Origin of the sequence: Pseudomonas sp. LB-090624 (assembly GCF_003205205.1) — a bacterium.
Taxonomy (GTDB): Bacteria; Pseudomonadota; Gammaproteobacteria; order Pseudomonadales; family Pseudomonadaceae; genus Aquipseudomonas.
Genome location: NZ_QJRL01000001.1, coordinates 26358 through 49362, shown reverse-complemented (window position 1 = coordinate 49362; position 23005 = coordinate 26358). Strand labels below are relative to the sequence as shown.

Below are 23005 nucleotides of genomic sequence, written 5' to 3'. Positions count from 1 at the left end.
AATTTCTGCTTGCGAACCAACCCGTATTGCCATTACTGTATATCGATACAGTAAATCGCAACACAACCAGCAAAAAGGCATAGAGGTGATGAATGGCCGTCGAAGTGGTGTACCGCAGCAGCCGCGACCCGGAGCGCTTGTTCATGGATAAGGCCGAAGCAGACCGTCACGACAAAATGCTCGAACTGGCCGAACGCTTGGCCGAAGTGCTGCACAAGGCGGTGCCGTCGCTGACCGAGCAGCAGGTCGAGGAAGCCGGTATCTACATGGCCAAGAACCGCGATGTGTTCGCCCGGGCGTTCAAAAGCCAGCCGGATGCGTTGGCCGAGTTGCTCGAAGCGCCAGCAGCAGAGTAGGCCTGCCCAGGCCTCGTTACCCGTACAGCAATCGCTCCGCCAGCATCTGCGCCACTCGCGCCGGCGAGCGCTTCTCCGCCTGCGCATGGCCGAACACTTCGGTCAGCCGCGTCGGTATCCGCGCCAGGTGCGCGGTGATGGTGCCCAGGTCTTCGCCACGATGGGTTAGCGCCACGTAGATCAGCCCGCCAGCATTGATGACATAGTCAGGCGCATACAGTATCCCGCGCGACTCCAGCTGGTCGGCCACCTGCAAGGTAGTCAACTGGTTGTTCGCCGCCCCCGCCACTGCCGCACACCGCAGCTGCATCACGCTCTGCCCATTCAATACTGGCCCCACGCCGCATGGCGCAAAAATATCGCAAGGGGTGCTGAGCAACGCATCGTTGGTCACAGGCTTTGCATCGAACTGCTCCATCGCCAGCCGCACACGCCCCGGGTCGAGGTCGCTGACCAGCAACTCCGCGCCTACCGCGTGCAGTTGCTCGGCCAGCGCATAACCGACATTGCCCAACCCTTGAATCGCGATCCGCAGGCCGCGCAAATCATCACTGCCAAGGCGGAATGAGGTTGTTGCCCTGATACCGGCGAATACCCCCATCGCCGCATGCGGTGAAGGGTCACCCGAAGCAGTGGTACTGGTCACATGCGGCGTGCTCTGGGCGATGCAGTCCATGTCCAGGGTAGAGGTGCCGCTGTCTACGGCAATGATGAAGCGCCCATGCAAGGTATCGATGAAGCGGCCAAAGGCTTCGAACAGCGCGGCGCGGTTTTCCACATGCGGGTTGCGCATGATCACCGCCTTGCCGCCACCCAGCGGCAGACCCGCCAAGGCCGCCTTGTAGCTCATGCCCTGGGCCAGGCGGATGGCGTCGGTCATGGCACTTTCGTCATCGGCATACGGCAGGTAGCGGCAACCGCCCATCGCCGGCCCCAACTGCTCGCTGTGGATTGCCACCACCGCTTTCAGGCCCGTAGCCGGGTCGTTGAACAAGTGCAGTGACTGAGTACGGGTGCTTTGCATCAGTGCGAACATCGACAGGCCCCCACGAGGTGCTTACTCCAGTATAGGCACGGCCCCGGGGCCGGTGCCGCCGCCGGACCACTGGACGAAACCGCGCGCCACGGCTAATACTCAAGCGTGTGTGGAGAAACCCCATGAACCCACGTCAAGCCTGCCTGGCCTGCCTGGAACGCGAGCCTGTCGCCCTGCTGGAAGCCGCATTGTGGATGGCTGCCGAGCACGACCGCAGCGTCGAGCCCGCGGCCAGCCTTGCCCACGTGCACGAATTGCAGCGCGAGATCAGCACCAGTCTGCCCATGCTGCCGCTGGGCGAACTGGCCCAGCCGCTGCTGCGCCAGCTTAACGCACTGGGTTTCCAGCAGGATGAATACCACCCCTTGCGTCCGCACGCAGCGATGATGGACAAGGTGCTGCAGCGCCGCCGTGGCCAACCGCTGACGCTGGCGATCCTTGCTCTGGAGCTGGCGCGGCGCCTGTCCATCCCGCTGGAAGGCGTGGGTTTCCCTGGGCATTTCCTGCTCCGCGTACCGGGGGCCGACCACCTGCTGGACCCCTGTGGCGGCCGACGCTTGTACCCCAGCGATTGCCGCGAGTTGCTGGCGCGCCAGTTCGGCCCGCACGTGGCGCTGACAGCAGAGCATATGCGCGGCGCCAGCCCTTTGCAGATGCTGCAACGCCTGTCACGTAACCTGCGCCAGTTGCACATCAGTAACGACAACCACCTGGCGGCGCTGATCGATGCCGAGCGGGTGATGCAACTGGGCCCGGTGCAGGTGGGCGACTACATGACCCGCGCCTCGCTCTACCAACACCTGGATTGCCCACAGGCCGAGCGTTTCGACCTGGAGCATGCGTTATTGCTGACCGAAGACCCGGTCCAGCGCCTGAAGCTGTCCGAGCGTATCGGCAAGCTCCCGGCCGCTAACCGTTCACTTCACTGAGCCGGGCTGTCCGGCTGCCGGGCGGGATGGGCACTGGCGAAGGCCGGGTGAACGGCTGCCAGTGCGGCAACCCGCCGAATACGCGGGAAGCCGCCGAGGTCGACATTGAAGCGCTCGGCGGCGTACAGCTGCGGGATCAGGTACACATCCGCCAACCCTGGCGTATCGCCAAAGCAGAAGCCTTCATCGCCAATCAGTTGTTCCACTGCCGCCAGCCCTTGGCTGATCCAGTGATCGATCCAGTCGCTGACCTGTCCCTCGTCATGGCCTGCCTCGCGCAGCCGGTTGAGCACGCTGACATTGTGCAGCGGGTGAATGTCGCAGCCGATGATCGCTGCCACGCCTCGCGCCTTGGCACGCACCTCGGCCATGACCGGCAGCAACGCAGGCTGTGGATAAACCTCTTCCAGGTATTCGATGATCGCAGGTGACTGCACCAGCAAATCACCGCCATCGGTGCGCAATGCCGGCACCCGCCCCTGCGGGTTGACGGCAACATAGGCCGCATCTCGCTGCCCGCCTTGCAGCAGGTTGACCGGCAGGGACTGGTAAGCCAGCCCCTTCAGTGCCAGGGCAATGCGCACCCGGTAGGACGAGGTGGAACGGTAGTAGGTGTACAGCTCCATGCCCTAGCCTCCTCAGTTGGCCGCGACAACCGTGCCACGGCATTCGCCGAAACCGATGCTGGCCACACCGTCACGCGCGCAGCGCGCCCGCAGGATGATCTCGTCACCGTCCTCGAGGAACTTGCGCACCTCGCCACTGGCCAGCTCCACCGGCAGCTTGCCGCCTTCGGTGATCTCCAGCAGGCTGCCGAACGAACCTGGCGTGGCGCCCGACAGCGTGCCAGATCCGAACAGGTCGCCCGGCTGCAGCTGGCAGCCATTGACGCTGTGGTGCGCCACCAGCTGCGCCACGGTCCAGTACATGCTGCGGGTGTTGCTCAGGGTCAGGCGGTGTGGGGCAACACCCTGCTCGCGCATGCGCTCGGTCAGCAGCAGTACTTCCAGTTCGATGTCAAATGCACCCGCGGCCTGGTCGCGTTTGTCCAGCAGGTAGGACAGTGGCTGCGGGTCGCCTTCCGGACGGGCAGGCTGGGCGCAGCGGAACGGCTCCAGCGCTTCGGCAGTGACCACCCATGGCGAGATCGTGGTAATGAAGCTCTTGGACAGGAACGGCCCCAATGGCTGGTATTCCCAGGCCTGGATGTCGCGCGCCGACCAGTCATTGAGCAGGCACAGGCCGGCTACGTGCTCGGCGGCATCGCCTACGGGAATGGCCTGGCCCATCTCGTTGCCCTGGCCGATCCAGATGCCCAGCTCCAGCTCGTAGTCCAGCCGCGCACAGGGGCCGAAGCTCGGCTCAGTGTGCCCGGCCGGCAGGGTCTGGCCTTTTGGCCGACGCACATCGGTGCCCGATGGGCGAATGGTCGAAGCACGGCCGTGGTAACCGATCGGGACGTACTTGTAATTAGGCAGCAGCGGGTTGTCGGGGCGGAACAGCTTGCCCACGTTCTTGGCGTGCTCGATGCCCACGTAGAAGTCGGTGTAGTCACCGATCTGCGCCGGTACATGCAACTGGCAGTCGCTGGCCAGATACAGCAGCGGCTTCAGCGCCGCCTGGTGTTCGCTGTGTTCGCCCAGCAATACCTGCAGGCGCTCGCGCAGAGCGATGCGCGCGCTGCGGCCCAGAGCGAAGAATGCGTTCAGCGCCCCGCCCCGGGTAGCCTCGACGGCGGCCTTGGCGGCGCCGTCGAACAGGCCGGCGGCCAGCGCCGCTTCCAGGTCGAGGATTGCGTCGCCGATGGCCACGCCACAGCGCCTGGCTTCACCCGGCCGGCTGAAGATGCCCATGGGCAGGTTCTGCAGCGGGAAGTCGCTGTGCCCGTTGGCGTGCTCGACCCAGCTACGGGCATTGGCAGTGTGGTTCATGGGTTATCTCCGGTTCGGGTTGAAGGTGCTCGGCAAGGTCGCCCAGCAACTATCGTAGTCAGCCTGCAATTGCGGGCATTCAAGGGCTTGCAGGCTCGGGCGCAGCACCTGGCTGGTCTCGAACATGAAGGCCATGGTGTTGTCGATCTTGTGCGGCGCCAGGTCGGCGGCAATGGCTTTTTCGCAGGTTTCAGCGTCGGGACCATGGGCGCTCATCACCCCGTGCAGCGACGCACCGCCCGGCACGAAGCCCTCGGCCTTGGCATCGTAGGCGCCATTGATCAGGCCCATGAATTCGTTCATCAGGTTGCGGTGGAACCAAGGTGGACGGAATGTGTTCTCGGCCACCATCCAGCGTGGCGGGAAGATCACGAAGTCCATGTTGGCCAGGCCATGCACGCTGGTCGGCGAGGTCAGCACGGTGAAGATCGACGGGTCCGGGTGGTCGAAGCTGACCGTGCCAATGGTGTTGAAGCGGCGCAGGTCGTACTTGTACGGCACGTTGCTGCCGTGCCAGGCGACCACGTCCAGCGGCGAGTGCTGCAGCTCGCAGGCCCAGTGCTCGCCCAGGAACTTCTGCACCAGTTGCACCGGCCCTGCGGCCTCTTCGTAGTGCGCTACCGGGGTAAGGAAGTCGCGCGGGTTGGCCAGGCCGTTGCTGCCGATCGGGCCCAGGTCCGGGAGACGCAGTGGTGCCCCATGGTTTTCGGCGATGTAGCCACGGGCCTGGCCATCGAGCAGTTCGACACGGAACTTCATGCCGCGCGGGATCACTGCAATTTCCAGTGGCTCGACCTCCATCACCCCCAGTTCGGTAGCGATGCGCAGGCGGCCCAGTTCCGGCACCAGCAACAGTTCACCGTCGGCGTTGAAGAACACCCTCTCCATGGAGCGGTTGGCGCGGTAGATATAGATACTGACACCAGCCGGCTTTTCTGCCGCCGCGTTGGCCACCATCGGCAGCCAGCCCTCGATGAAGTCGGTCGGCTCGCCGGGAATCGGCTGTGGGCTCCAGCGCAGGCGGTTGGGGTTGATGCCCCCTAACGGCCCACTCAGCGGCTGGCGCGCCAGGCGCTCGAAACGCGGGTGCAATGCTGAGGGGCGAATACGGTACAGCCAGGTACGGCGCAGCTCGTTGCGGGCCATGGTGAACGCAGTGCCCGAAAGCAGTTCGGCATACAACCCGTAGGGCGCCTTCTGCGGCGAGTTCTGCCCGACCGGCAAGGCCCCTGGCAGGGCTTCGCTGGCAAACTCGTTGCCGAAGCCGCTGAGGTAGTGAAGGTCGGGTGAGGGGTCGCGATTCATCGGTGCCTCCGGGCTCTGGCCGAGCCGTTGCGGGCAGCTGGCTGTTGCCCCGAGGTGGGGTGGCAGCGCGTCTGCATTGTTTTTATCGTAATCAGATTACGAATAACGTAATTTGCTACGCGCATGGCGTCAAGCTATAAAGGCCCGACTTGAAAAATGCAGAAGAAGATGTCCATGACCAAAGCCAGCTCCCCCGCCGATAACGGCAAGCAGAAAGTCCGCTCGGCGGAGGTCGGCACCGACATCCTCAAAGCCCTTGCCGAGCTGTCCCCGTCCACCTCGCTGTCACGCCTGGCAGAGCATGTGCAGATGCCGGCAAGCAAGGTGCACCGTTACCTGCAGGCGTTGATCGCCAGCGGCTTTGCCGAGCAGGATGCCGCCACCAACCATTACGGCCTGGGGCGTGAGGCACTGCGGGTGGGGCTGGCGGCGCTTGGCAGCATCGACGTGCTGAAAATTGCCGCGCTGCCGCTGTCGCAACTGCGCGACGAACTGAATGAGAGCTGCTTCATTGCCGTGTGGGGTAACCAGGGGGCGACCGTGGTCAGCATCGAACCGGCGGTACGTGCAGTCACGGTGGTAACGCAAATCGGCTCGGTGCTGCCACTGCTTAGCTCGTCTACCGGGCTGGTGTTCGCTGCCTACCTGCCCGAGCGCGAGACCGTGGAGTTGCGTGACCGCGAGCTGGCTGCCCTGGGGCACGATGCCGACCATTACCAGGCGCTGCTGGCAGGCATTCGCGAGCGTGGCCTGCATCATGTGCACGGCCTGTTGATGCCCGGCGTGGACGCGCTGTCGGCACCGGTTTTCAATGCCATGGGCCAGGTTGCAGCGGTGATGACCGTGGTCGGGCCGACGTCGATCTTCCATGCCGACGAACACGGCCCCGCAGCACTGCGGTTGCTGGCGGCCGCGCGCGAGACCAGCTGGCGCATGGGCTATTCGCCCGCCGCCTGAGCAGCAGCGTCACTGTTGCCCGAAACGTAAAGGTGAATGTCATAAGGGGCTATTTTTCCCACGGGATCAAGCGCTTATTCTTCACTCACTGGCCGGCATGAAGGGCTCTCCCCCCGCCTTTCAGGCCTGCGAGGTTCACCGACGTAGATTTTGAAGCTCCTTGATCTAACGTCTCGATTGGCCGCTGCGGCTTGCAGCGGCCTTTTTTATGGCCTGGATAAAGTGCCCTTCTGCGCTAGCCGGCAAAGGCCTGCGCAGTCATTGCCCATTTCACCCTAGCGGGTACTTCTGCAGGTTTTCCATCATCTGCTGCAGCGCCTGCAAACTGTCCTGCGGGTGCACCGCGCCGTCGAAATCACCAATGCGCGCCCAGTTCTGCGCCACCTGCTCGGGGGTAAAACCTTCGCGCGGGTCAAAGCCCACACCTAGGCTACGCTCCCAACGCACCTTGCCGACCCAACCACCGCCCACCTCGAACAGCTCGCCGCTGCCCTGGCACTGCTCACTGCCCAGGTACACCACCAGCGGGCTGACCAGTTCGGGCTTGAGCCGCTCGAACACCTGCGGCGGGATCAGCCCTTCGGTCATTCGTGTTCCACCTGTGGGGGCGATGGCATTGACCAGGATGTTGTGCTTGCGCCCCTCGATCGCCAAGGTGCGGGTGAGCCCGTACAGGCCCAGCTTGGCCATGCCGTAGTTGGCCTGGCCGAAGTTGCCGTAGATGCCGGAGGTGGAGGCGGTAAAGATCACCCGGCCCCAGTTCTGCTCACGCAGGTGTGGCCAGGCCGCGCGGGTGACTTTGTAGGCGCCCTCGACATGCACCTGGTAAACCTGCTCCCAGTCGCTGTCATCCATCTTGTGGAAGGTTTTGTCACGCAGGATCCCGGCATTGTTCACCAGCACATCGACCCGGCCAAAGCTGTCCAGGGCCTGCTCGACAATGCGCGCGCCGTGGCTGACCGAGTCATGGTTGGCAACCGCGCAGCCCCCGGCGGCGCGGATCTCCTCCACCACCCGGTCGGCAGCCGAGGCGCTGGCACCTTCACCGTAGGTAGAGCCGCCGAGGTCGTTGACCACGACCTTGGCACCCCGCGCAGCGAACAGCAGCGCGTGGGCACGGCCCAGGCCACCTCCTGCACCGGTAACGATTACCACGCGATCTTGCAGACGGACAGGCTCGCTCATGCTCAAGGCTCCAGGCAGGTTCAGGTCAGCCGAGTGTCCGCCCCCAGCGGTGGGCGGACAATCAAGCTCGTGCAGGCTGAATGCCTGGCAATAACGCAGGGCGATGAGGCCCCGTCAGGACCACGCCATTTTCGGCTGGGGGTAGTTCAGCGGCTGTTCACGAAAGGCCAGGTAATGCCGCAGCACCTGCACCGGCGCTTCGGTGTGGGGGTAGTGGCCAATGCCCTGCAACTGCACGGTGTCAGGCTCCGGCACCAGTTGCCGATAACGCTCGAGCATGTGCGCGCCGGACAAGGGGTCGACCATCCCGTTGATCAAGCGCAGGGGCACGCCCTTGCGCTGCATCGCCTCGACCCAGCGATCGCGGTACAAACTGCGCTCGGGCATGTAGCCCACCAGCTTGTGCAGGATGCGCGTGCCACGGTTGGCGGCGATCAGGCTCCAGAAGTCATCCAACGCGCTTTCGCTGGGGTGGGTGCAGGGACCGTAGATCTGGCTGACATTGCGCACCAGGTCGTCACGCCCGAACGAGCGCCCGACCAGCCAGCCGAAGCGGCTCAGCAGCAGCTTCTGGATGAGCAGCGTGCGGCAGCTTTCGGCGAACAGCCCACTGTTGAGGAACACGCAGCTGGCAACCTCGGCACGCTGCTCATGATGCCGCGTCAGCAGCTCCTGGGCCACGCTGCCGCCATAGTCGTGGGCCAGCAGGTGCACCGGCTGGTCGACGTGCAGGTGGGCTAGCAGGGCCTGTTGCAGGTCTGCCTGTTCCATCAGGCTGTACGCGTGATCGACCGGTTTGGCCGAATCGCCAAAGCCGAGCATGTCGCACGCAATCACCCTGAAGCGTTGGGTCAAGGGCCCCCACAAGTAATGCCAGTCCCAACTGGCGGTGGGGAAGCCGTGTAACAAAAGCAGAGGCTCTCCTTGCCCTGCGGTCCAGTAGCGGATGCTCTGGCCCCGGAATGTGAAGCTTTGACCCCGGGTTCGCCAGACGCACAATGGAATTTCGGCCAAAGGCATCAGATCGGTCCCGGGTAGGTGTTGGCGGAATAGGGCAAGGCTGCGGTCATTGCAAGTCACCTCGGCACTTACATGTGCTCTCTATGTCGAGGCTGAGTCTAGCCAGCAGCCCATGGGCTGAAACTTGCGTTGCCAGCCAGCTTGATGACTGAGCGAGTCAGTGGCACGAACGGTCAGAGCAGCATGGCCAGCAGCGGCGCCGCAAACAGGTTCAGCAGCCCGGTCAGGACCATCACCAGCCCGGCCACCGAGCCTTCCTCACGCCCCACTTCCTGCGCCCGGCTCACCCCGGCGCCATGCGCGCCAACGCCGAACAGTGCCCCCCGCGCCAGCGGCGTGCGTAGCGGCAACCAGCGCAGCAGTACACCGCCGAACATGGCGCCGAGCACACCTGTGAACATCACGAACACGGCGGTCAGCTCTGGCACGCCCCCCAGGTCATGCGCCAAGGGCATGGCGAATGGCGTGGTGATGGAGCGCGGCACCAGCGACAGGCTGGTTGCGCTGTCCAACGCCAACAGGTGCGCCAGCCCCCACGAGCTGGCGATCGAAGCACTGCTGCCAGCCACCATGCCGACCATCAGTGCCGGCCAATGCCGCGCCAGCATGGCCCGCTGCTGCCAGATCGGCACGGCAAAGGCCACAGTCACCGGGCCGAGCACGCTCATCAACCAATGGGTGTTGCGTGCATACTCGGCATAGGCGGTATGCAGCGGCACAGCGACCGCCAACAGTAATACCGGTACCAGGATCAATGGCGAAAAGAGGTAACGCTTGCTGCGCCGATACAGCCAGCGGCTGCCCAGATAGGCCAGCAAAGTCAGCGCCAGCCAAAACAGCGGCATGGGCTCAAGGCTCATGACGCAAGCTCCAGCGGCACACCAGCTCCACGGTCAGGGCGGTCACCACCATCACCATCAGCGTACTCACGGCGATCACCAGCAGGATGCGCCAGCCCTCATCACGGATCAGCGCGCCGTAGTCGAGCAGGCTCATCAGCGCCGGGATGAAGAACAGCAGCATCTCGGCCATCAACCAGCCCGCGCCCAGTTGCAGCATCGCCGGCTTGAGCACACCGGACGCAAAGAGTATCAACAACAGCGCCAGGCCCATCACCCCGCCAGGAATCGGCCAGCCCAGCCAACGGGCAAGCTGGCCGCCAAGCAGGAACAGGGCACACAGAATCGCCAGCTCGACCAGCAGGCGCAGGGCATTTTTGATTAACGCGGGTTTCATGGCGGGGTTCCTCGACAAGCCCTTATTTTAAGATTCGCCTGCCCAGGCCAGAAGCGAATTGTTAGACTGATCGCCATTCCATAATGGAATCCGGACATGGAATTCAAACAACTGCGCAGCTTCATTGAAGTGGTCCACCGCGGCGGCTTTACCCAGGCCGCACAGACCCTGTACATCAGCCAGTCGGCCGTGAGCAAGCAGGTGGCCCAATTGGAGCAAGATGTGGGCCAGCCGCTGCTGGAGCGCCAAGCCTCGCAGCTACACCTGACAGCTGCGGGACGCATCGTGCTGGAGCGGGGCGAGGCCCTGCTGCGCCAGCGTCAGGCGCTGCTGAACGAACTGGACGACCTTGGCCAGATGGAGCGCGGTGAACTGCGCCTGGGCTTGCCGATGCTGGGCAGTGATGCACTGTTCGCAGGCTTGTTCGCCGAATACCGGCGGCGCCACCCGAACATCACCATCCAGTTGCTCGAAGGTGGCAGCCGAAGCGTCGAACAGGCAGTCAAGAGTGGAGAACTGGAGCTGGGCGGCAGCCTTACGCCCACTGACGAGTCGTTCGAGTACCAGCCGTTCTGCAACGAACCGCTGGATGCCCTGTTGCCGGCGGGCCATGGGTTGGCGGAGCTGACCGAGGTGGACCTGGGGCAGCTGGCCGGTACGCCGTTCCTGCTGTACCAGCGCAGCTTCGTGCTCAATGACCGGCTGCTGAAAGCGTGCCAGCAGCAGGGGTTTACCCCCAAGGAAGGCGGGCGCAGTGGCCAGGCGGACTTTTTGGTGGCATTGGTAGCGGCGGGCCAGGGCGTGGTGTTGCTGCCCCGCGTGGTGGCAAAGGCACTCGAGCGCCCCGGGGTGGTGCGCTTGCCGCTGCGTTCGCCGGGGGATTTGCGATGGGACATTGCCTTTATCTGGCGGCGCGGGGGGTACCTGTCGCGGGCGGCACAGGCGTGGTTGGCGCTGCTACGCGAACATCACCGCTGACCGGCTTTTCAGGGGGCAGCCTGCCCTGCCCCTCTCGCCGCCAAGCCGGCACCCAGAGACCGAGCAGGCCTGGGGTCAGGACGCTTTCAATGCTGTGATCAACTCAGCCAACCATGGCTCTGCATCCGCCTCGGGGGTCACCGTCTCGCTGGCATCCAGGCGCAGCATCGACTGCACTTCGCGCACGCCCAGTTCGGCAAACAGCTCGCGCATCTGCTCGCCACCGCCGCAATAGGTATCGCCATAGCTGGAATCGCCCAGCGCAATCACTGCGCCCGGCAAGCCACGCCAAGCTGCAGGTAGCAGGTCACGGATGCTGCTGTACAGCGGCATGAGGTTGTCTGGCAGCTCACCCATGCCAGTAGTCGAGGTCACGGCCAGCAGGGCTTCCGGGGCAAAACCTTCAAGGTCCTGCAAAGTTGCACGCGCCGCATGCCAAGCCTCCAGGCCTGCTGCCTTGAGCAGTGCTTCTGCGTGACGGGCGACTTCATCGGCGGTGCCATAGACCGATCCGGAAATAATGGCGACTTTCATCGGGTAGAGGATTCCGAAACTGAGTGAAAACGTAGGATACTAGCATCCAGCGCTGGCAAAAGGCCGCCTCTACCAAAGTCGCCATCCTCAGCCCCGCTTCGCCCCTTGTCGCCCAGTGGCCAGAACATGATCAATGCGCAGTTATTGCAATCGATGGTCGATGCGTCCAATGACGGGATCGTGGTTGCCGAACAGGAAGGCGACGACACCATCCTGATCTACGTGAATGCCGCCTTCGAACGCCTGACCGGCTACAGCCGTGACGAAATCCTCTATCAGGATTGCCGTTTCCTGCAGGGCGACGACCGTGACCAACTGGGCCGCGCACGCATTCGCAGGGCGCTGGCTGAAGGCCGCCCGTGCCGCGAAGTGCTGCGCAACTACCGCAAGGATGGCAGCGCTTTCTGGAACGAGCTGTCGATCACCCCGGTAAAGCGCGATGCCGACCAACGCACCTATTTCATCGGTATCCAGAAGGACGTCAGCCGCCAGGTCGAACTGGAGCGGGAACTGGCCGAACTGCGCGCTCATCCGAAACCCGACGAACGCGCCTGAACCAAGCGCGCCCTGCACGGTCAATGACGTTGAAGAAATCGCTACTACCGAGTTCGATCATGCAAGCAGATGCACTCCTGACCCAGGCCGAGCTGGATTTCATACAGAACATGCAGCACTCGCCGCAATTGAACCTGGCCGATTCCATGTCGAGCCTGCTGGTCAATGGTGACCGCCGCATCCAGAGTCTGCTTACCCAGCTGGTGGCCAACGAGCAGGTGACCTTGCAGGCCCAGTTCAACAACCAGCAGATCAGCTTCCCTTTGCAACTGGTGGAAGACGAGTTCCACGCCCTTCACCTGCAAGTGGGCTCACCGGAAATCTACGAAGACGGCCCCATGCTGCGCCCTTGGCGCCTGTCGATGGACCAGCCGAGCCCGTTGCTCGATGACCACGACCACGCAAGCGGCCTGTGGGTGCGCGATATTTCCTTCAAGGGCGTACTGCTGGAGTTGCGTGAGCTGCCATCGGCACCCGCCCGCTTCGAGCTTCGATTCGCCCCTGGCGGCATCCCCCCGATCGAATTGCATGGTGTTCTGGGCCGGCGCATCGGCCCGGACCTGGCAGCCTACGATCTCAGCCAGAGCCCGGCTGAAGAAATCGAACGCCTGCGCGACTACATTCTTCAGGCTCATCGCCGCGCCCACCCCGAGCTGCACGCTCAAGTATCCAGCTGACCTGCCAGAAACTGCCTCAAGCGCTGACGCATCACATCACCTTGTGCTCCCAGACAGGCAACAGGGCTGCCAGCCAGGCTGTCGTGCGCGATTTCTGCCGCTTCCCCGGCCAGCAACAACGGGCAATCCAGCACTGCCGCCAGGCGCGTCAGCTGCCGGGTGAGTTCTGCGGTGGGCGGCTGATGGGAAAACAGCACCAGGGCGTCCGGCTTCAAACGCTCACAGACCAGCGCCAGCTCTTGCAACGGCTGCCCGCAGACCAATGGGGTCACGCCTGTTTCGTCACTGCCCAGGATCAGGCTGGTGACCAGCAGTTCAAGCTCATGGCACTGCCCCGGTAACGGCGAAAGCAGCACGGTGCGGCTACGCGGCCCATGGGCAAGCTGCAAACGGGCGAACACCCGACTTCGCAAGAACTGGTCCAGAAACAGCCATTCGCTGGCCTGCCCATACCCGCCGCGGCGCACGGCCATGTCATGCCAAACAGGCATGAAGACTTCGGCAAAAACCTGATCCAGCGTGCAGGCGGCAAATACCTCCTCGTAAAGGCGGCCCAGCCCTACGAGGTCGAAGCATTGCACCGCCAGGCGAATCTGGTGCTGCCAGCGCAGCCAGGCATCCGATGCGCCACTGGTATGCCCGGCAATGGCATGGCTACGAGCAAGAATGCTGCCCACCTTGCTGACGGAAACGCCGCGCTCCAGCCAGCCGAGGATACTGCGGATATCGTCGATATCGGCTTGGGAATACAGGCGGTGGCCACTGTCGGTACGGATTGGCTGGATCAGTCCATAACGACGTTCCCAGGCGCGGAGGGTCACCGCGTTGACGCCGGTCAGGCGGGAAACTTCACGAATCGGAAACAGTACCTGCTGCGTGAAGCTCGCATCAATCAACGGCTTACGTCCCTGTTCGTTCATCTGCACGGCCTACCCTGTGTGCGGAAGTTGAACACACAGTCTACTACGACAGCGCCGGGCGCAGGATGCAATCGTTTGCCGGCTGAGTGCACCAGGCCAGACACCGCTGACAATCTACCTGTCCACCCGCTTGCCAGCCGGTTGTCTACAGGCTTCCCCGAACATGACAGGGGACAGGCGCAGCCACTGAGGCCAGGCCATACAACAGGCAAACAGTTCGGGTATGCTGGGCAGCAACCAAAGGACAGACAAAGTTGACCGCCCGAACATGAACAGCCCCATTCTCGTTACCGGAGCCAGCCAGCGCGTCGGGCTGGCCCTGGCCCTTGAACTGGCGCAGGCCGGCCATACGGTGGTCAGTGCCAGCCGCAGCGTCCAGCCACAGGCGGCCCACCCCAACATCGTGCAGTTCCAGGCAGACCTGTGCCTGGCGGCCGACCGCCAGGCGCTGATCGATCACTTGCATAGCCATTACGATGGCCTGCGCGCGATCATCCACAACGCCTCACTGTGGCTCGACGACGGCCTCGACAACCTCGAAACCATGTTCCGGCTACACGTCGAAGCGCCCTACCACCTCAACCTGGCACTCGGCGACCTGCTGACCAAGGTGGAAAAGGCCGACATCATCCACATCTGCGACGAAACCTCTTCACGCGGCAGCAAGAGCCACATTGGCTATGCCGCCACCAAGGCGGCGTTGCAGAACATGGTGCTGTCATTTGCCGAAAAATATGCGCCCACGGTGCATGTGAACGGTATCCTGCCTGGGCTGCTAATCCTCAAGGAAGGGGGTGACGAAGCCTACCGCCAGCAAACCCTGAAAAAGGCCCTGCTGGAGTTCGAACCCGGCGCCGGTCCGCTGATCGAGACGGTCAAATACCTGCTCGCCAGCCAATACAGCACCGGCAGCCAGGTGGTCATCAACGGTGGCCGCCACCTGAAGAACCGCATGACTTGAGAGAACCCCATGACGCCACAGCAACAACTCGAACTCGAGGCCGCCGCGTTCCGGCGCCTGGTCGACCACCTGCAAAAGCGCACCGACGTACAGAACATCGACCTGATGAACCTGTCCGGTTTCTGCCGCAACTGCCTGTCCAAGTGGTACAAGGCAGCGGCTGACGAGCGCCAGCTCGACCTGAGCCTGGATGACGCCCGTGAAGCGGTGTACGGCATGCCTTACGCCGAGTGGAAAGCCCAATACCAGAAAGAAGCCAGCGCCGAGCAGCAAGCGGCGTTCGAAAAAGGAAAACCTCGTGACTGATCTGAACACCCTGCGCGCCAGCCTGGCCAGCGGCCAACATGCATTCGCCGACACCTTGGCGTTCATTGCCGACCACTACAGCTACCAGCCGCAAGCCTTCAACAATGGCGGCGTGGAAAATGCGGCCGGGCAGAACGAAGGGTCGTGCAAGACCCTGGGCCTGGCGTTGCTGGAGGGGCTAAGCGACCAGGAAGCGCTGCTGGCTTTTGGCGAGCATTACCGTGATGTGCTGGCCACGCCTGAGGGCAGTGACCATGGCAATATCCGTGCGCTGATCAAGCATGGGCTGGCCGGTGTGAAGTTCACCGCGCAGCCGCTTTCGCGCAAGGCTTGAGATGGCCGGGGCCGCCTTGCGGCCCCGCACTATCGAACCCAGCATCACTCCAGGAAGGTTCCCGGCCCCCCGCCTTGCAACCGGCCACGCTGCAACCACTGCAACGTCACCGGCCACAAACTCTCGCGAAACCGGTCATGGAAGAACGCGAAATGGCCAATTTCACCAACCGAGATATCCACAGGTGCAATCCGCAGGTGACGCCGCTCGGTCCCCTGTAGATAACCCAGCAAACGCTCGGTCGCTTCCACCGTGCCAAAGGGGTCGTCGGTCAGGCTGATGGCCAGCGTCGCCGCCCGTACCTGGGCGAACGGGAGTACTGCCAGCGCGCGACCGCTGGGACGCTGTTCATAACGCGGTGTACGGGTGGTCCAGTCACGTACCACGCCGGATGGCGTGTCTTCCAGCCAACCCAGGCGCTTGCCGGGGAAGTAGCCAAACACCCAGCTCAGCAGCGGCATCACCACATGCCATTTGCCAAATAGCCGCCAGCGCTGGTCGGGTGCGTAATCGCGCCAGTAGGCAAACTGCGCGCCTACCATCACCACACGCCGCACCTGGCCGGCCGACGGTGCCAGGCCAACCGCGCAACCTCCAAAACTGTGCCCCACCACATCCACCGGCTGCCCAGGGAAGTGCTCAGCCGCGTGCGCCAGCATCGCTTCGAAATCGAGCCGGCCCCAGTCGCTCCACGAGGCCTGGAAGCCGCGCAGCGAAGCCGGTCGGGACTCACCGATACCACGGTAGTCGTAGGTCAGCACATCGCAGCCGTGGGCGAACAAGTAGTCGGCAAAACGGGAGTAGTAGCGGCAGCGTACCGAAGTGGCAGCGTTGATGATCACCAGCGGGCGCTGGGGGTCAGGTTGGGCATGGCGCCAGACGAAGCCACCGAGGCTGTAACCGTCGGCCGCAGGGTGGCGAAATGGGGTAGCGGGTTGGGTGAGGCTACTCATGGCGCATTTCCTGTCGTTGTGCGCCAAAACTAGCAAAGATTTTGTCGCCTGTACCGGTCTCTTCACGGGTGAGCCCGCGCCTACAGGCGTTGCAGAACCTGTGGGCGCGGGCTTGCCCGCGAAGAGGCCGGTACAGGCTTACCCGATTACAGCTCGACGCAGTCGAACTTCACATCGGTAGCCACGTCTTCGTCGTAGTTGACGTCAGCGCGCTCGAAACCGAACAGGTTGAGGAACTGCTTCTTGTAGCCGGCGTAGTCGGTCAGCTCGAACAGGTTCTCGGTGGTCACCTGTGGCCACAGGGCCTTGCAGGCATTCTGCACGTCGTCGCGCAGTTCCCAGTCGTCCAGGCGCAGGCGCCCCTTCTCGTCGACCTCTGCCGGCGCACCGTCGGTACGGTACATACGGTCGCGGTACATGCGGTCGAGCTGGTCCTGGGTGCCTTCGTGAACACCTTTCTCCTGCATGATCTTGAAGACCATCGACAGGTACAGTGGCATCACCGGAATGGCCGAGCTGGCCTGGGTAACCACCGACTTGAGCACCGCCACATTGGCGCCGCCTTTCACTTCACCGGCCAGCTTCTGGTTCAGACGCAGGGCGGTTTCGTCCAGGTCCTGCTTGGCCTGGCCCAGTGCACCGTGCCAGTAGATCGGCCAGGTGATATCGCTGCCGATGTAGCTGAACGCCACGGTACGGGCGCCTTCGGCCAGCACGTTGGCGCCGGCCAGGGCGTCGATCCACAGCTGCCAGTCCTGGCCACCCATCACGGTGACGGTATCGGCGATTTCCTGTTCGGTGGCCGGCTCGATGCTGGCCTCGATGATGGTGTCCTTGTTGGTGTCGATGGCGGTCGACTTGTACGGCTGGCCGATCGGCTTCAGTGCCGAGCGGATCACTTCACCGGTCTGCGGCAGCTTACGCACTGGCGAGGCCAGCGAGTAGATGACCAGGTCGACCTTGCCGCCCATTTCGTTCTTGATCAGCTCGATGACCTTGGCGCGGGCCTCGTCGGAGAACGCGTCGCCGTTGATCGACTTGCTGTACAGGCCTTCGGCCTTGGCAAACTTGTCGAAGGCCGCAGCGTTGTACCAGCCAGCGGTGCCGGCCTTGGTCTCGGTGCCTGGCTTTTCGAAGAACACGCCCAGGGTATCGGCCTTGAAGCCGAACGCTGCGGTGATGCGGGCTGCCAGGCCGTAGCCGCTGGAAGCACCGATGACCAGGACCTTCTTCGGGCCATCCTCGCGCACGCCCAGCTTGCGGGTGGCTTCGATCTGGTCACGGACGTTGAGCTCGCAGCCCTTCGGGTGAGTCGTGGTGCAGATGAAACCGCGAACCTTAGGATGAATGATGGCCAATGTCTGTACCTCGTCAGGTTTATGCCGGGGAAGCGCCGCTCGAGGGCGATTCCTGTTGATCAGAGGGTGAGACTACCCCCGCAGGTTATCCGACACATATTACGGGGTGATCATGGGGATGCAAAACTGTGGCGTGCCTGCGCTGGCCTGTCGGCGGTCGAGCCCGCGCCAACCGCCGCATACAACCCGTCAAGATTTCGCAGCATGATCCCCTGGGCCGAACCGCGCGCATTCATTTGCTTTTCACATCAATCGCAAAGAAAAACAAACTTAACAAATAAGCCAAAGCCGCCGATGCTTGGCGCACTACGCCCATTGCCCGGAGAACAACAACATGAACGACGTGGTCATCGTCGCCGCAACCCGTACCGCCATCGGCAGCTTCCAGGGCGCCCTGGCCACTGTGCCTGCGGTCGACCTCGGCGCCGCTGTGATCAAGCGCCTGCTGGAGCAGACCGGGCTGGACCCGGCGCAGGTCGACGAAGTCATCCTCGGCCAGGTGCTTACCGCCGGCGCCGGGCAGAATCCGGCCCGCCAGGCCGCGATCAAGGCCGGCCTGCCCTTCAGCGTCCCTGCCCTGACGTTGAACAAAGTCTGCGGTTCGGGCCTCAAGGCCCTGCACCTGGCAGCCCAGGCCATCCGCTGCGGTGACGCCGAAGTGGTGATTGCCGGTGGCCAGGAGAATATGAGCCTGGCCCCCTACGTGATGCCCTCGGCCCGTACCGGCCAGCGCATGGGCCATGGCCAGCTGATCGACAGCATGATCACCGATGGCCTGTGGGATGCCTTCAACGATTACCACATGGGCATCACTGCCGAAAACCTGGTGGACCAGTACGGCCTTGACCGTGAACAGCAGGACGCCTTCGCCGCCGAGTCGCAACGCAAGGCGGTGGCAGCGATCGAGGCTGGCCGCTTCGATGCGGAAATCACCCCTATCGTGTTGCCACAGAAAAAGGGTGAGCCAAAAGTCTTCGACCGGGACGAGCAGCCGCGCCCGGATACCACCGCCGAATCGCTGGGCAAGCTGCGCCCGGCGTTCAAGAAGGACGGCAGCGTTACCGCTGGCAACGCCTCCAGCCTGAACGACGGCGCTGCCGCCGTGCTACTGATGAGCGCCGCCAAGGCCAAGGCCCTGGGCCTTCCGGTGCTGGCGAAGATCGCCGCCTATGCCAGCGCCGGGGTAGACCCGGCGATCATGGGCATCGGCCCGGTTTCGGCGACCCAGCGCTGCCTGGACAAGGCCGGCTGGCAGTTGAGTGACCTGGACCTGATCGAAGCCAACGAGGCCTTTGCCGCGCAGGCCCTGGCGGTGGGCAAGGCGTTGGAATGGGATGCGGCACGGGTCAACGTGAATGGTGGGGCGATTGCCTTGGGCCACCCGATTGGCGCTTCCGGGTGCCGGGTATTGGTGACGTTGCTGCACGAGATGATCAAGCGCGATGCCAAAAAAGGCCTGGCGACCTTGTGCATCGGCGGTGGGCAAGGTGTGGCGTTGGCCATCGAGCGCTGATGTAGTTCAGCACACCCAGCACCTTCGCGGGGTGAACCCGCTCCCGCGGGCCCCGCGAAGTGCGCCGGCACAGCCAACACAGGATCAAGCCGCAGCGCGGTACTGCCCGAGCGAAGCGGCCAGCATCACCACTTCCTGGCACTTCTGCACAGCGAGGTCCAGCGGGCTTTCCAGCAACGAACAGGCCGGCGCCAACCACAGCCGCTCACCCAGGCGCTCGTCGGCCTCATGCAACAGCCCCAGCATCTTGTCCAGGTCGCACGGCGAGGCATCGCGGCCGTCGACCAGGCCCAGCGACAGCACCTTGTAAGCAGGCAAACGGTCGAGAATGCTCTGATACTGCTCAGGTGCCTGCACCAGATCAATGTGAAGGCCATCGACCGGTAGGTTGGCGGCCAGGCCCAGGTTGCCATCGAGGCCACCCGAATAGGTCGCGATCAGCTTCTTCAACGGTGCGCGCTGAAGGATGTTGTAGACGCGCTCAAAGGCATTCTTCCAGTCTTGCGGCAGCTCCCGGGCGAGGATCGGTTCGTCGATCTGCACCCATTCAACGCCCTGGGCAGCCAGGCGATTGAGGACCTCGTCATATAACGGCAAAAGGCGCTCGAGCAGCTCCAGCCTGTCGAAGTCACCGCCCAGGGCCTGGGCCTGCCACAGGTAGGTCAATGGGCCGATAATCACCGGCTTGACCGCATGGCCCAGGGCCTTGGCGTGTTCCACTTCTTCGAACAATGGCTCCCAGTCCAGGGCGAACGGCTGGTCGCCTGTAATCAGCACGTGGTCGTTCTGGGCGAAGTCGCCAACTGGCAGCAAATGGATACCGGCGTCTTTCTGCACTTGCCAGTGGCGGGCCCGCAGCTCGCGGTCACCGCTAATACGTGGAAAGCCCAGGTTATGTGCCAGTGCCATGTCTTGTCCCTTCAGCATGCTCGAAATAATGAAAGGATTGTCCGGCTGATGAGGGATTGAGACAAACTCATAAAATTTGAGATGAACTCAAGAAAATCTCATGATCAAGGATCTGCATGGGCTGTACCGGCCACTCGTGGCGGTTCGACGCCTGCCCGAGCACGGCACAACCGATGTCTCGTTCAGAGCAACACCCTGCGCATCGGGACATGACCTCGCCCGCCATCTGCCGCACAATGCCACCCTGACCAAACCAGGTGCCCGGCCTCATGAGCCTGCTGAAAACCGCGCTGCGCGAACAGAACTTCGTCTGTGTCATGGAGTTCGTCCCCAAAGCCTCCGCAGAACGCTTCACCGCCATGCAAGCGATCATGGCCCGCGGGCACCTGTGCGGCTGGCCAATGACCGTGGCCATCGGCGACCGCGTCGGTAGCCCGCTGGACATGTCGCCGCTGGACGCCCTCGCCTCGTTCGACACCCCCGTGCCTGCGCTGCCGCATTTTTCCGGCAAGGACCGCGAACGCCATCACTTGCTCGCGCAACTGCAACACATGGACGCCGCCGGCCTCGACCAGTTGTTGCTGCTGACCGGCGATCGCCTGCCAGGGCATGAGCCTGGCCAGCGCCCCGTGCGCTATCTGGAGTCGGTGGCGGCCCTGCAGATTGCCCGCCAGGCCTGCCCACACTGGTTGCTGGGCGCGGCGCTGAACCCGTTCAAGTACCACGAGGAAGAAGGCGGCGCGCAATACTTCAAGGCCGAGAAAAAGCTGGCTGCAGGGGCTGACTTCCTCACCCTGCAACTGGGCTTCGACGCTGCAAAGCACCAGGAAGCCATGCACTGGATGCGCCGCCAGGCCGCGCCCAGGCCCATGCTGGCCTGCCTCATGAGCCTGACCCACGGCCGAGCGGCAATGCTCGACCACGTGGCTGGCGTTACCGTGACACCCTCCATGCGCGAAATGCTCGAAGCAGAAACGGCGCAGTCCAAGGCCTTTGCCCTGGCGCGCAGCGTTGACCGCCTGGCCTTGCAGATCATTGGCACGAAACTGATGGGCTACGCCGGTGTGCACCTGTCAGGTATCCACGGGCTGCAACAACTGCTTGCCCTGGAGGAGCGGCTTGAGCACTGGCAAGCGCAGGTTCACACGCTGGAACAATGGGCACCCGCCTGGCATGCCAGCTGGCAGATGCCCGGCCTGCCGGCGGTAACCTTCCATCCGCCCCAGGCGAACTGGCGCGACGGCGAATCACGGGTCGATGCCTCCTTCAAGGAGAAAACCCGTTATCACCTGATGCATGGCATGCATGCACTGCTGTTCAGCCGCCGCAACAGCCTGAGCAAGGCGTTCGGCTGGGCGGTGCGCCAGCCAGTGTGGGCTACCCGGGTTGGCGCACACGTGCTGCACACACTGGAGCGCAGCGTGAAGCGCCCGTTGGCAGGGTGTGATACCTGCGGCCACTGCCGCCTGGAAGACACCCTGTATATCTGCCCGGAAACCTGCCCCAAGGGCCTGGCCAATGGCCCTTGCGGAGGTACCGCGCTGAACCGCTGCGAGTTTGGCGACCGCGAGTGCATCCACAGCATCAAGTACCGCACCGCCAAGGCCGTGGGGCAAACCGCCGTCCTGACCGAGCGGCTGATCCCGTGCATCGAGGTGGAGACCCGCCACCGCAGCTCATGGCCGCAATGGTTCGCCGCGCAAACCCCGCGCCGGGTCAGTCCGCAGCCAGCGCCTCGAACCCAGCCTGAATCTTAGCCTCGGGCAGGTCATCGGCAATGAATACCATCACGCTTTCGCGGGTTTCACCTTCGGCCCACTCGGCGTCCCAGTCAAAACCGTAGAGCTTGAGCACCCCCTGGAACACCAGCTTGCGCTCCTCGCCGGCAATGTTCAGCACACCCTTGTAGCGCAGCAGCTGTTTGCCGTGGGTTTCCAGCAGCTCGTTCATGAAGCTGCTGAGGCGGTCGATGTCCAGGGCGGTTTCCGTGCGCAGCACCATGGTGCCGATACGGTCCGGGGTCGCGGGCTTGAGCACCGGGCGCAGCTGGGGTTTCAGGTTTGCGCCCAGATCCGGGTTGAGGTTGAAACCGCGCACATCCAGTAGTTCTGCCAGATCGATGCAGCCGTGTTCAACGACACGGATAGCCGCCCGGCCATTGATGCGGGCCAAGCGTTCGCGCAGGGCCTCGACAGCAGCCGGCTCGACCAGGTCGGTCTTGCTCAGCAGCAGGCGGTCAGCAAAGCCGACCTGGGCCTGGGCAATGGTTTGGGTCAGGTGCAACTCGGCATGCATGGCATCGACCAACGTGATGATGCCATCGAGGATATAGCGATCACGCAGCTCCTCGTCGATGAAAAAGGTTTGTGCCACCGGCGCCGGGTCGGCCAGCCCAGTGCATTCGATCACCAGGCGGTCGAAGGCGATTTCACCAGCATCCAGGCGCTCGAGCAGCAGGTACAGGGCGCGGGTCAGGTCACCGTGGATGCTGCAGCACACGCAGCCGTTGGCCAGAGTCATTACCTGCACCGGCTGGTCACCCAGCAGCTGGCTGTCGATGCCGGCTTCGCTGAATTCGTTTTCGATCACGGCCAGTTTCAGGCCGTGCTCGGCCTTGAGCATGTGCTTGAGCAAGGTGGTCTTGCCAGCGCCAAGGAAGCCTGTGAGTACGGTTACGGGAATAGGCGTCTGCACGCAGAACATCTCCTGTGCGGAAAAAACACGGGCCTCATCGCCGGCAAGCCAGCTCCCCGCAGGTACTGCACGAACCTTGCGGTTCGTGGGTGCCTGCGGGGAGCTGGTTTACTGGCGATGAGGCCGGTACAGGTTAACGCTTAAGGCTCAGCAGCACTTCGGCCCGGACTTGCCACCGTATCGCGCCTCCTGACGTTCGCGGAAAAACTCCTCGTACGTCATGACCGGCTTGTCCGGGTGCGTCTTCTGCATGTGCTCGACGTAGTTGTCGTAGTCGGGCATGCCGACCATCAGGCGGGCTGCCTGCCCCAGGTATTTACCCAGTCGACCCAGGTCGTTGAACATCGCTGCAGTCCTC

Annotated in this window: 26 protein-coding genes; 11 read left to right on the top strand and 15 right to left on the bottom strand. The window is 63.4% G+C overall.

Translation table 11 applies throughout. The features are described from left to right. The first annotated feature begins 92 nt into the window (after positions 1–92). Positions 93–356, top strand: coding sequence for a YebG family protein (locus DMX11_RS00250; protein WP_016497959.1), 264 nt, complete (start codon positions 93–95; stop codon positions 354–356). Positions 357–372: 16 nt separating this feature from the next. On the opposite strand, the gene DMX11_RS00245 is transcribed toward DMX11_RS00250, so the two are convergent. Continuing rightward, positions 373–1392, bottom strand: coding sequence for a Glu/Leu/Phe/Val dehydrogenase dimerization domain-containing protein (locus DMX11_RS00245; protein WP_110742534.1), 1020 nt, complete (start codon positions 1390–1392; stop codon positions 373–375). Between the two features lie 122 nt (positions 1393–1514). Between DMX11_RS00245 and DMX11_RS00240 the strand changes: the two genes are divergently transcribed. After that, positions 1515–2321 carry a SirB1 family protein gene (locus tag DMX11_RS00240; protein ID WP_110742533.1) on the top strand — a complete coding sequence of 269 codons (807 nt, stop codon included), beginning with the start codon at positions 1515–1517 and terminating at the stop codon, positions 2319–2321. Here DMX11_RS00240 and maiA read toward each other — a convergent pair. Genes maiA through hmgA form a run of 3 tightly spaced genes read right to left on the bottom strand, consistent with a single transcriptional unit; the run spans position 2315 to position 5557 of the window. After that, on the bottom strand, positions 2315–2947 hold the full coding sequence (maiA, locus tag DMX11_RS00235) for a maleylacetoacetate isomerase (protein ID WP_110742532.1): 633 nt from the start codon (positions 2945–2947) through the stop codon (positions 2315–2317). The genes DMX11_RS00240 and maiA overlap by 7 nt on opposite strands. Positions 2948–2959: 12 nt before the next feature. Further along, positions 2960–4252 (bottom strand): fumarylacetoacetase, encoded by a 1293-nt coding sequence (gene fahA / locus DMX11_RS00230; protein ID WP_110742531.1) that lies wholly within the window; start codon positions 4250–4252, stop codon positions 2960–2962. A 3-nt stretch (positions 4253–4255) separates the two neighbouring features. Further along, positions 4256–5557, bottom strand: a complete 1302-nt coding sequence (hmgA, locus tag DMX11_RS00225; protein ID WP_110742530.1) for a homogentisate 1,2-dioxygenase — start codon at positions 5555–5557, stop codon at positions 4256–4258. Positions 5558–5731: 174 nt separating this feature from the next. Between hmgA and DMX11_RS00220 the strand changes: the two genes are divergently transcribed. Next, positions 5732–6514 carry an IclR family transcriptional regulator gene (locus DMX11_RS00220; RefSeq protein ID WP_110742890.1) on the top strand — a complete coding sequence of 261 codons (783 nt, stop codon included), beginning with the start codon at positions 5732–5734 and terminating at the stop codon, positions 6512–6514. 270 nt (positions 6515–6784) lie between these two features. Here DMX11_RS00220 and DMX11_RS00215 read toward each other — a convergent pair whose 3' ends face one another. The 4 genes from DMX11_RS00215 to DMX11_RS00200 all read right to left on the bottom strand — a co-directional run bounded on the left by DMX11_RS00215 (position 6785) and on the right by DMX11_RS00200 (position 9955). Then, positions 6785–7699: an SDR family oxidoreductase gene (locus DMX11_RS00215; protein ID WP_110742529.1), complete on the bottom strand. Its 915-nt coding sequence runs from the start codon at positions 7697–7699 to the stop codon at positions 6785–6787. A 114-nt stretch (positions 7700–7813) separates the two neighbouring features. After that, the gene (locus DMX11_RS00210; protein ID WP_110742528.1) at positions 7814–8719 is read right to left on the bottom strand and encodes an alpha/beta fold hydrolase; all 906 of its coding nucleotides are present in this window, start codon (positions 8717–8719) and stop codon (positions 7814–7816) included. Positions 8720–8892: 173 nt separating this feature from the next. Continuing rightward, positions 8893–9579, bottom strand: coding sequence for an LrgB family protein (locus tag DMX11_RS00205; protein ID WP_110742527.1), 687 nt, complete (start codon positions 9577–9579; stop codon positions 8893–8895). After that, positions 9569–9955 (bottom strand): CidA/LrgA family protein, encoded by a 387-nt coding sequence (locus DMX11_RS00200; protein WP_110742526.1) that lies wholly within the window; start codon positions 9953–9955, stop codon positions 9569–9571. Before DMX11_RS00200 ends, DMX11_RS00205 begins: the two co-directional genes overlap by 11 nt. Before the next feature lie 96 nt (positions 9956–10051). Here DMX11_RS00200 and DMX11_RS00195 point away from each other — a divergent pair, with 96 nt between their 5' ends. Next, positions 10052–10933, top strand: a complete 882-nt coding sequence (locus DMX11_RS00195; RefSeq protein ID WP_110742525.1) for a LysR family transcriptional regulator — start codon at positions 10052–10054, stop codon at positions 10931–10933. A gap of 75 nt (positions 10934–11008) precedes the next feature. On the opposite strand, the gene DMX11_RS00190 is transcribed toward DMX11_RS00195, so the two are convergent. Next, positions 11009–11467 (bottom strand): flavodoxin, encoded by a 459-nt coding sequence (locus DMX11_RS00190; protein ID WP_110742524.1) that lies wholly within the window; start codon positions 11465–11467, stop codon positions 11009–11011. Positions 11468–11593: 126 nt separating this feature from the next. On the opposite strand from DMX11_RS00190, the gene DMX11_RS00185 reads away from it, so the two are divergent. After that, positions 11594–12022 carry a PAS domain S-box protein gene (locus DMX11_RS00185; RefSeq protein ID WP_110742523.1) on the top strand — a complete coding sequence of 143 codons (429 nt, stop codon included), beginning with the start codon at positions 11594–11596 and terminating at the stop codon, positions 12020–12022. A gap of 59 nt (positions 12023–12081) precedes the next feature. Then, the gene (locus DMX11_RS00180; RefSeq protein WP_110742522.1) at positions 12082–12699 is read left to right on the top strand and encodes a hypothetical protein; all 618 of its coding nucleotides are present in this window, start codon (positions 12082–12084) and stop codon (positions 12697–12699) included. On the opposite strand, the gene DMX11_RS00175 is transcribed toward DMX11_RS00180, so the two are convergent. Continuing rightward, entirely contained in the window at positions 12684–13619 is a 936-nt protein-coding gene (locus DMX11_RS00175; RefSeq protein WP_110742521.1) for a MerR family transcriptional regulator, read from the bottom strand. The genes DMX11_RS00180 and DMX11_RS00175 overlap by 16 nt on opposite strands. 223 nt (positions 13620–13842) lie before the next feature. Here DMX11_RS00175 and folM point away from each other — a divergent pair, with 223 nt between their 5' ends. The 3 genes from folM to DMX11_RS00160 are packed head-to-tail and all read left to right on the top strand — an operon-like array spanning position 13843 to position 15220. Next, positions 13843–14580, top strand: a complete 738-nt coding sequence (gene folM, locus DMX11_RS00170; protein WP_110742520.1) for a dihydromonapterin reductase — start codon at positions 13843–13845, stop codon at positions 14578–14580. 9 nt (positions 14581–14589) lie between these two features. Continuing rightward, positions 14590–14886 (top strand): DUF1244 domain-containing protein, encoded by a 297-nt coding sequence (locus DMX11_RS00165; protein ID WP_146230333.1) that lies wholly within the window; start codon positions 14590–14592, stop codon positions 14884–14886. Continuing rightward, positions 14879–15220: a HopJ type III effector protein gene (locus tag DMX11_RS00160; protein ID WP_177410692.1), complete on the top strand. Its 342-nt coding sequence runs from the start codon at positions 14879–14881 to the stop codon at positions 15218–15220. The genes DMX11_RS00165 and DMX11_RS00160 overlap by 8 nt, the downstream gene beginning before the upstream one ends. Positions 15221–15264: 44 nt before the next feature. Here DMX11_RS00160 and DMX11_RS00155 read toward each other — a convergent pair whose 3' ends face one another. Together DMX11_RS00155 and fabV are read right to left on the bottom strand one after the other, a co-directional pair. Next, positions 15265–16173 carry an alpha/beta fold hydrolase gene (locus DMX11_RS00155; protein ID WP_110742518.1) on the bottom strand — a complete coding sequence of 303 codons (909 nt, stop codon included), beginning with the start codon at positions 16171–16173 and terminating at the stop codon, positions 15265–15267. A 146-nt stretch (positions 16174–16319) separates the two neighbouring features. Then, positions 16320–17531 carry an enoyl-ACP reductase FabV gene (gene fabV, locus DMX11_RS00150; RefSeq protein WP_003251642.1) on the bottom strand — a complete coding sequence of 404 codons (1212 nt, stop codon included), beginning with the start codon at positions 17529–17531 and terminating at the stop codon, positions 16320–16322. 334 nt (positions 17532–17865) lie between these two features. Between fabV and DMX11_RS00145 the strand changes: the two genes are divergently transcribed. Next, entirely contained in the window at positions 17866–19044 is a 1179-nt protein-coding gene (locus DMX11_RS00145; RefSeq protein WP_110742517.1) for an acetyl-CoA C-acetyltransferase, read from the top strand. 84 nt (positions 19045–19128) lie between these two features. Here the strand turns inward: DMX11_RS00145 and DMX11_RS00140 are convergent, their stop codons facing one another. After that, a complete protein-coding gene (locus DMX11_RS00140) occupies positions 19129–19953 on the bottom strand; it encodes a 5-methyltetrahydropteroyltriglutamate--homocysteine methyltransferase (RefSeq protein WP_110742516.1) in 825 nt (274 codons plus the stop codon). Positions 19954–20222: 269 nt separating this feature from the next. On the opposite strand from DMX11_RS00140, the gene DMX11_RS00135 reads away from it, so the two are divergent. Further along, positions 20223–21710 (top strand): methylenetetrahydrofolate reductase C-terminal domain-containing protein, encoded by a 1488-nt coding sequence (locus DMX11_RS00135; RefSeq protein WP_110742515.1) that lies wholly within the window; start codon positions 20223–20225, stop codon positions 21708–21710. Here DMX11_RS00135 and yjiA read toward each other — a convergent pair. Continuing rightward, positions 21670–22647: a GTPase gene (gene yjiA, locus DMX11_RS00130; protein ID WP_110742888.1), complete on the bottom strand. Its 978-nt coding sequence runs from the start codon at positions 22645–22647 to the stop codon at positions 21670–21672. The genes DMX11_RS00135 and yjiA overlap by 41 nt on opposite strands. Before the next feature lie 147 nt (positions 22648–22794). Continuing rightward, complete coding sequence (locus DMX11_RS00125) at positions 22795–22992, bottom strand: YbdD/YjiX family protein (protein WP_016713459.1); 198 nt, start codon at positions 22990–22992, stop codon at positions 22795–22797. Positions 22993–23005: the final 13 nt, after the last annotated feature.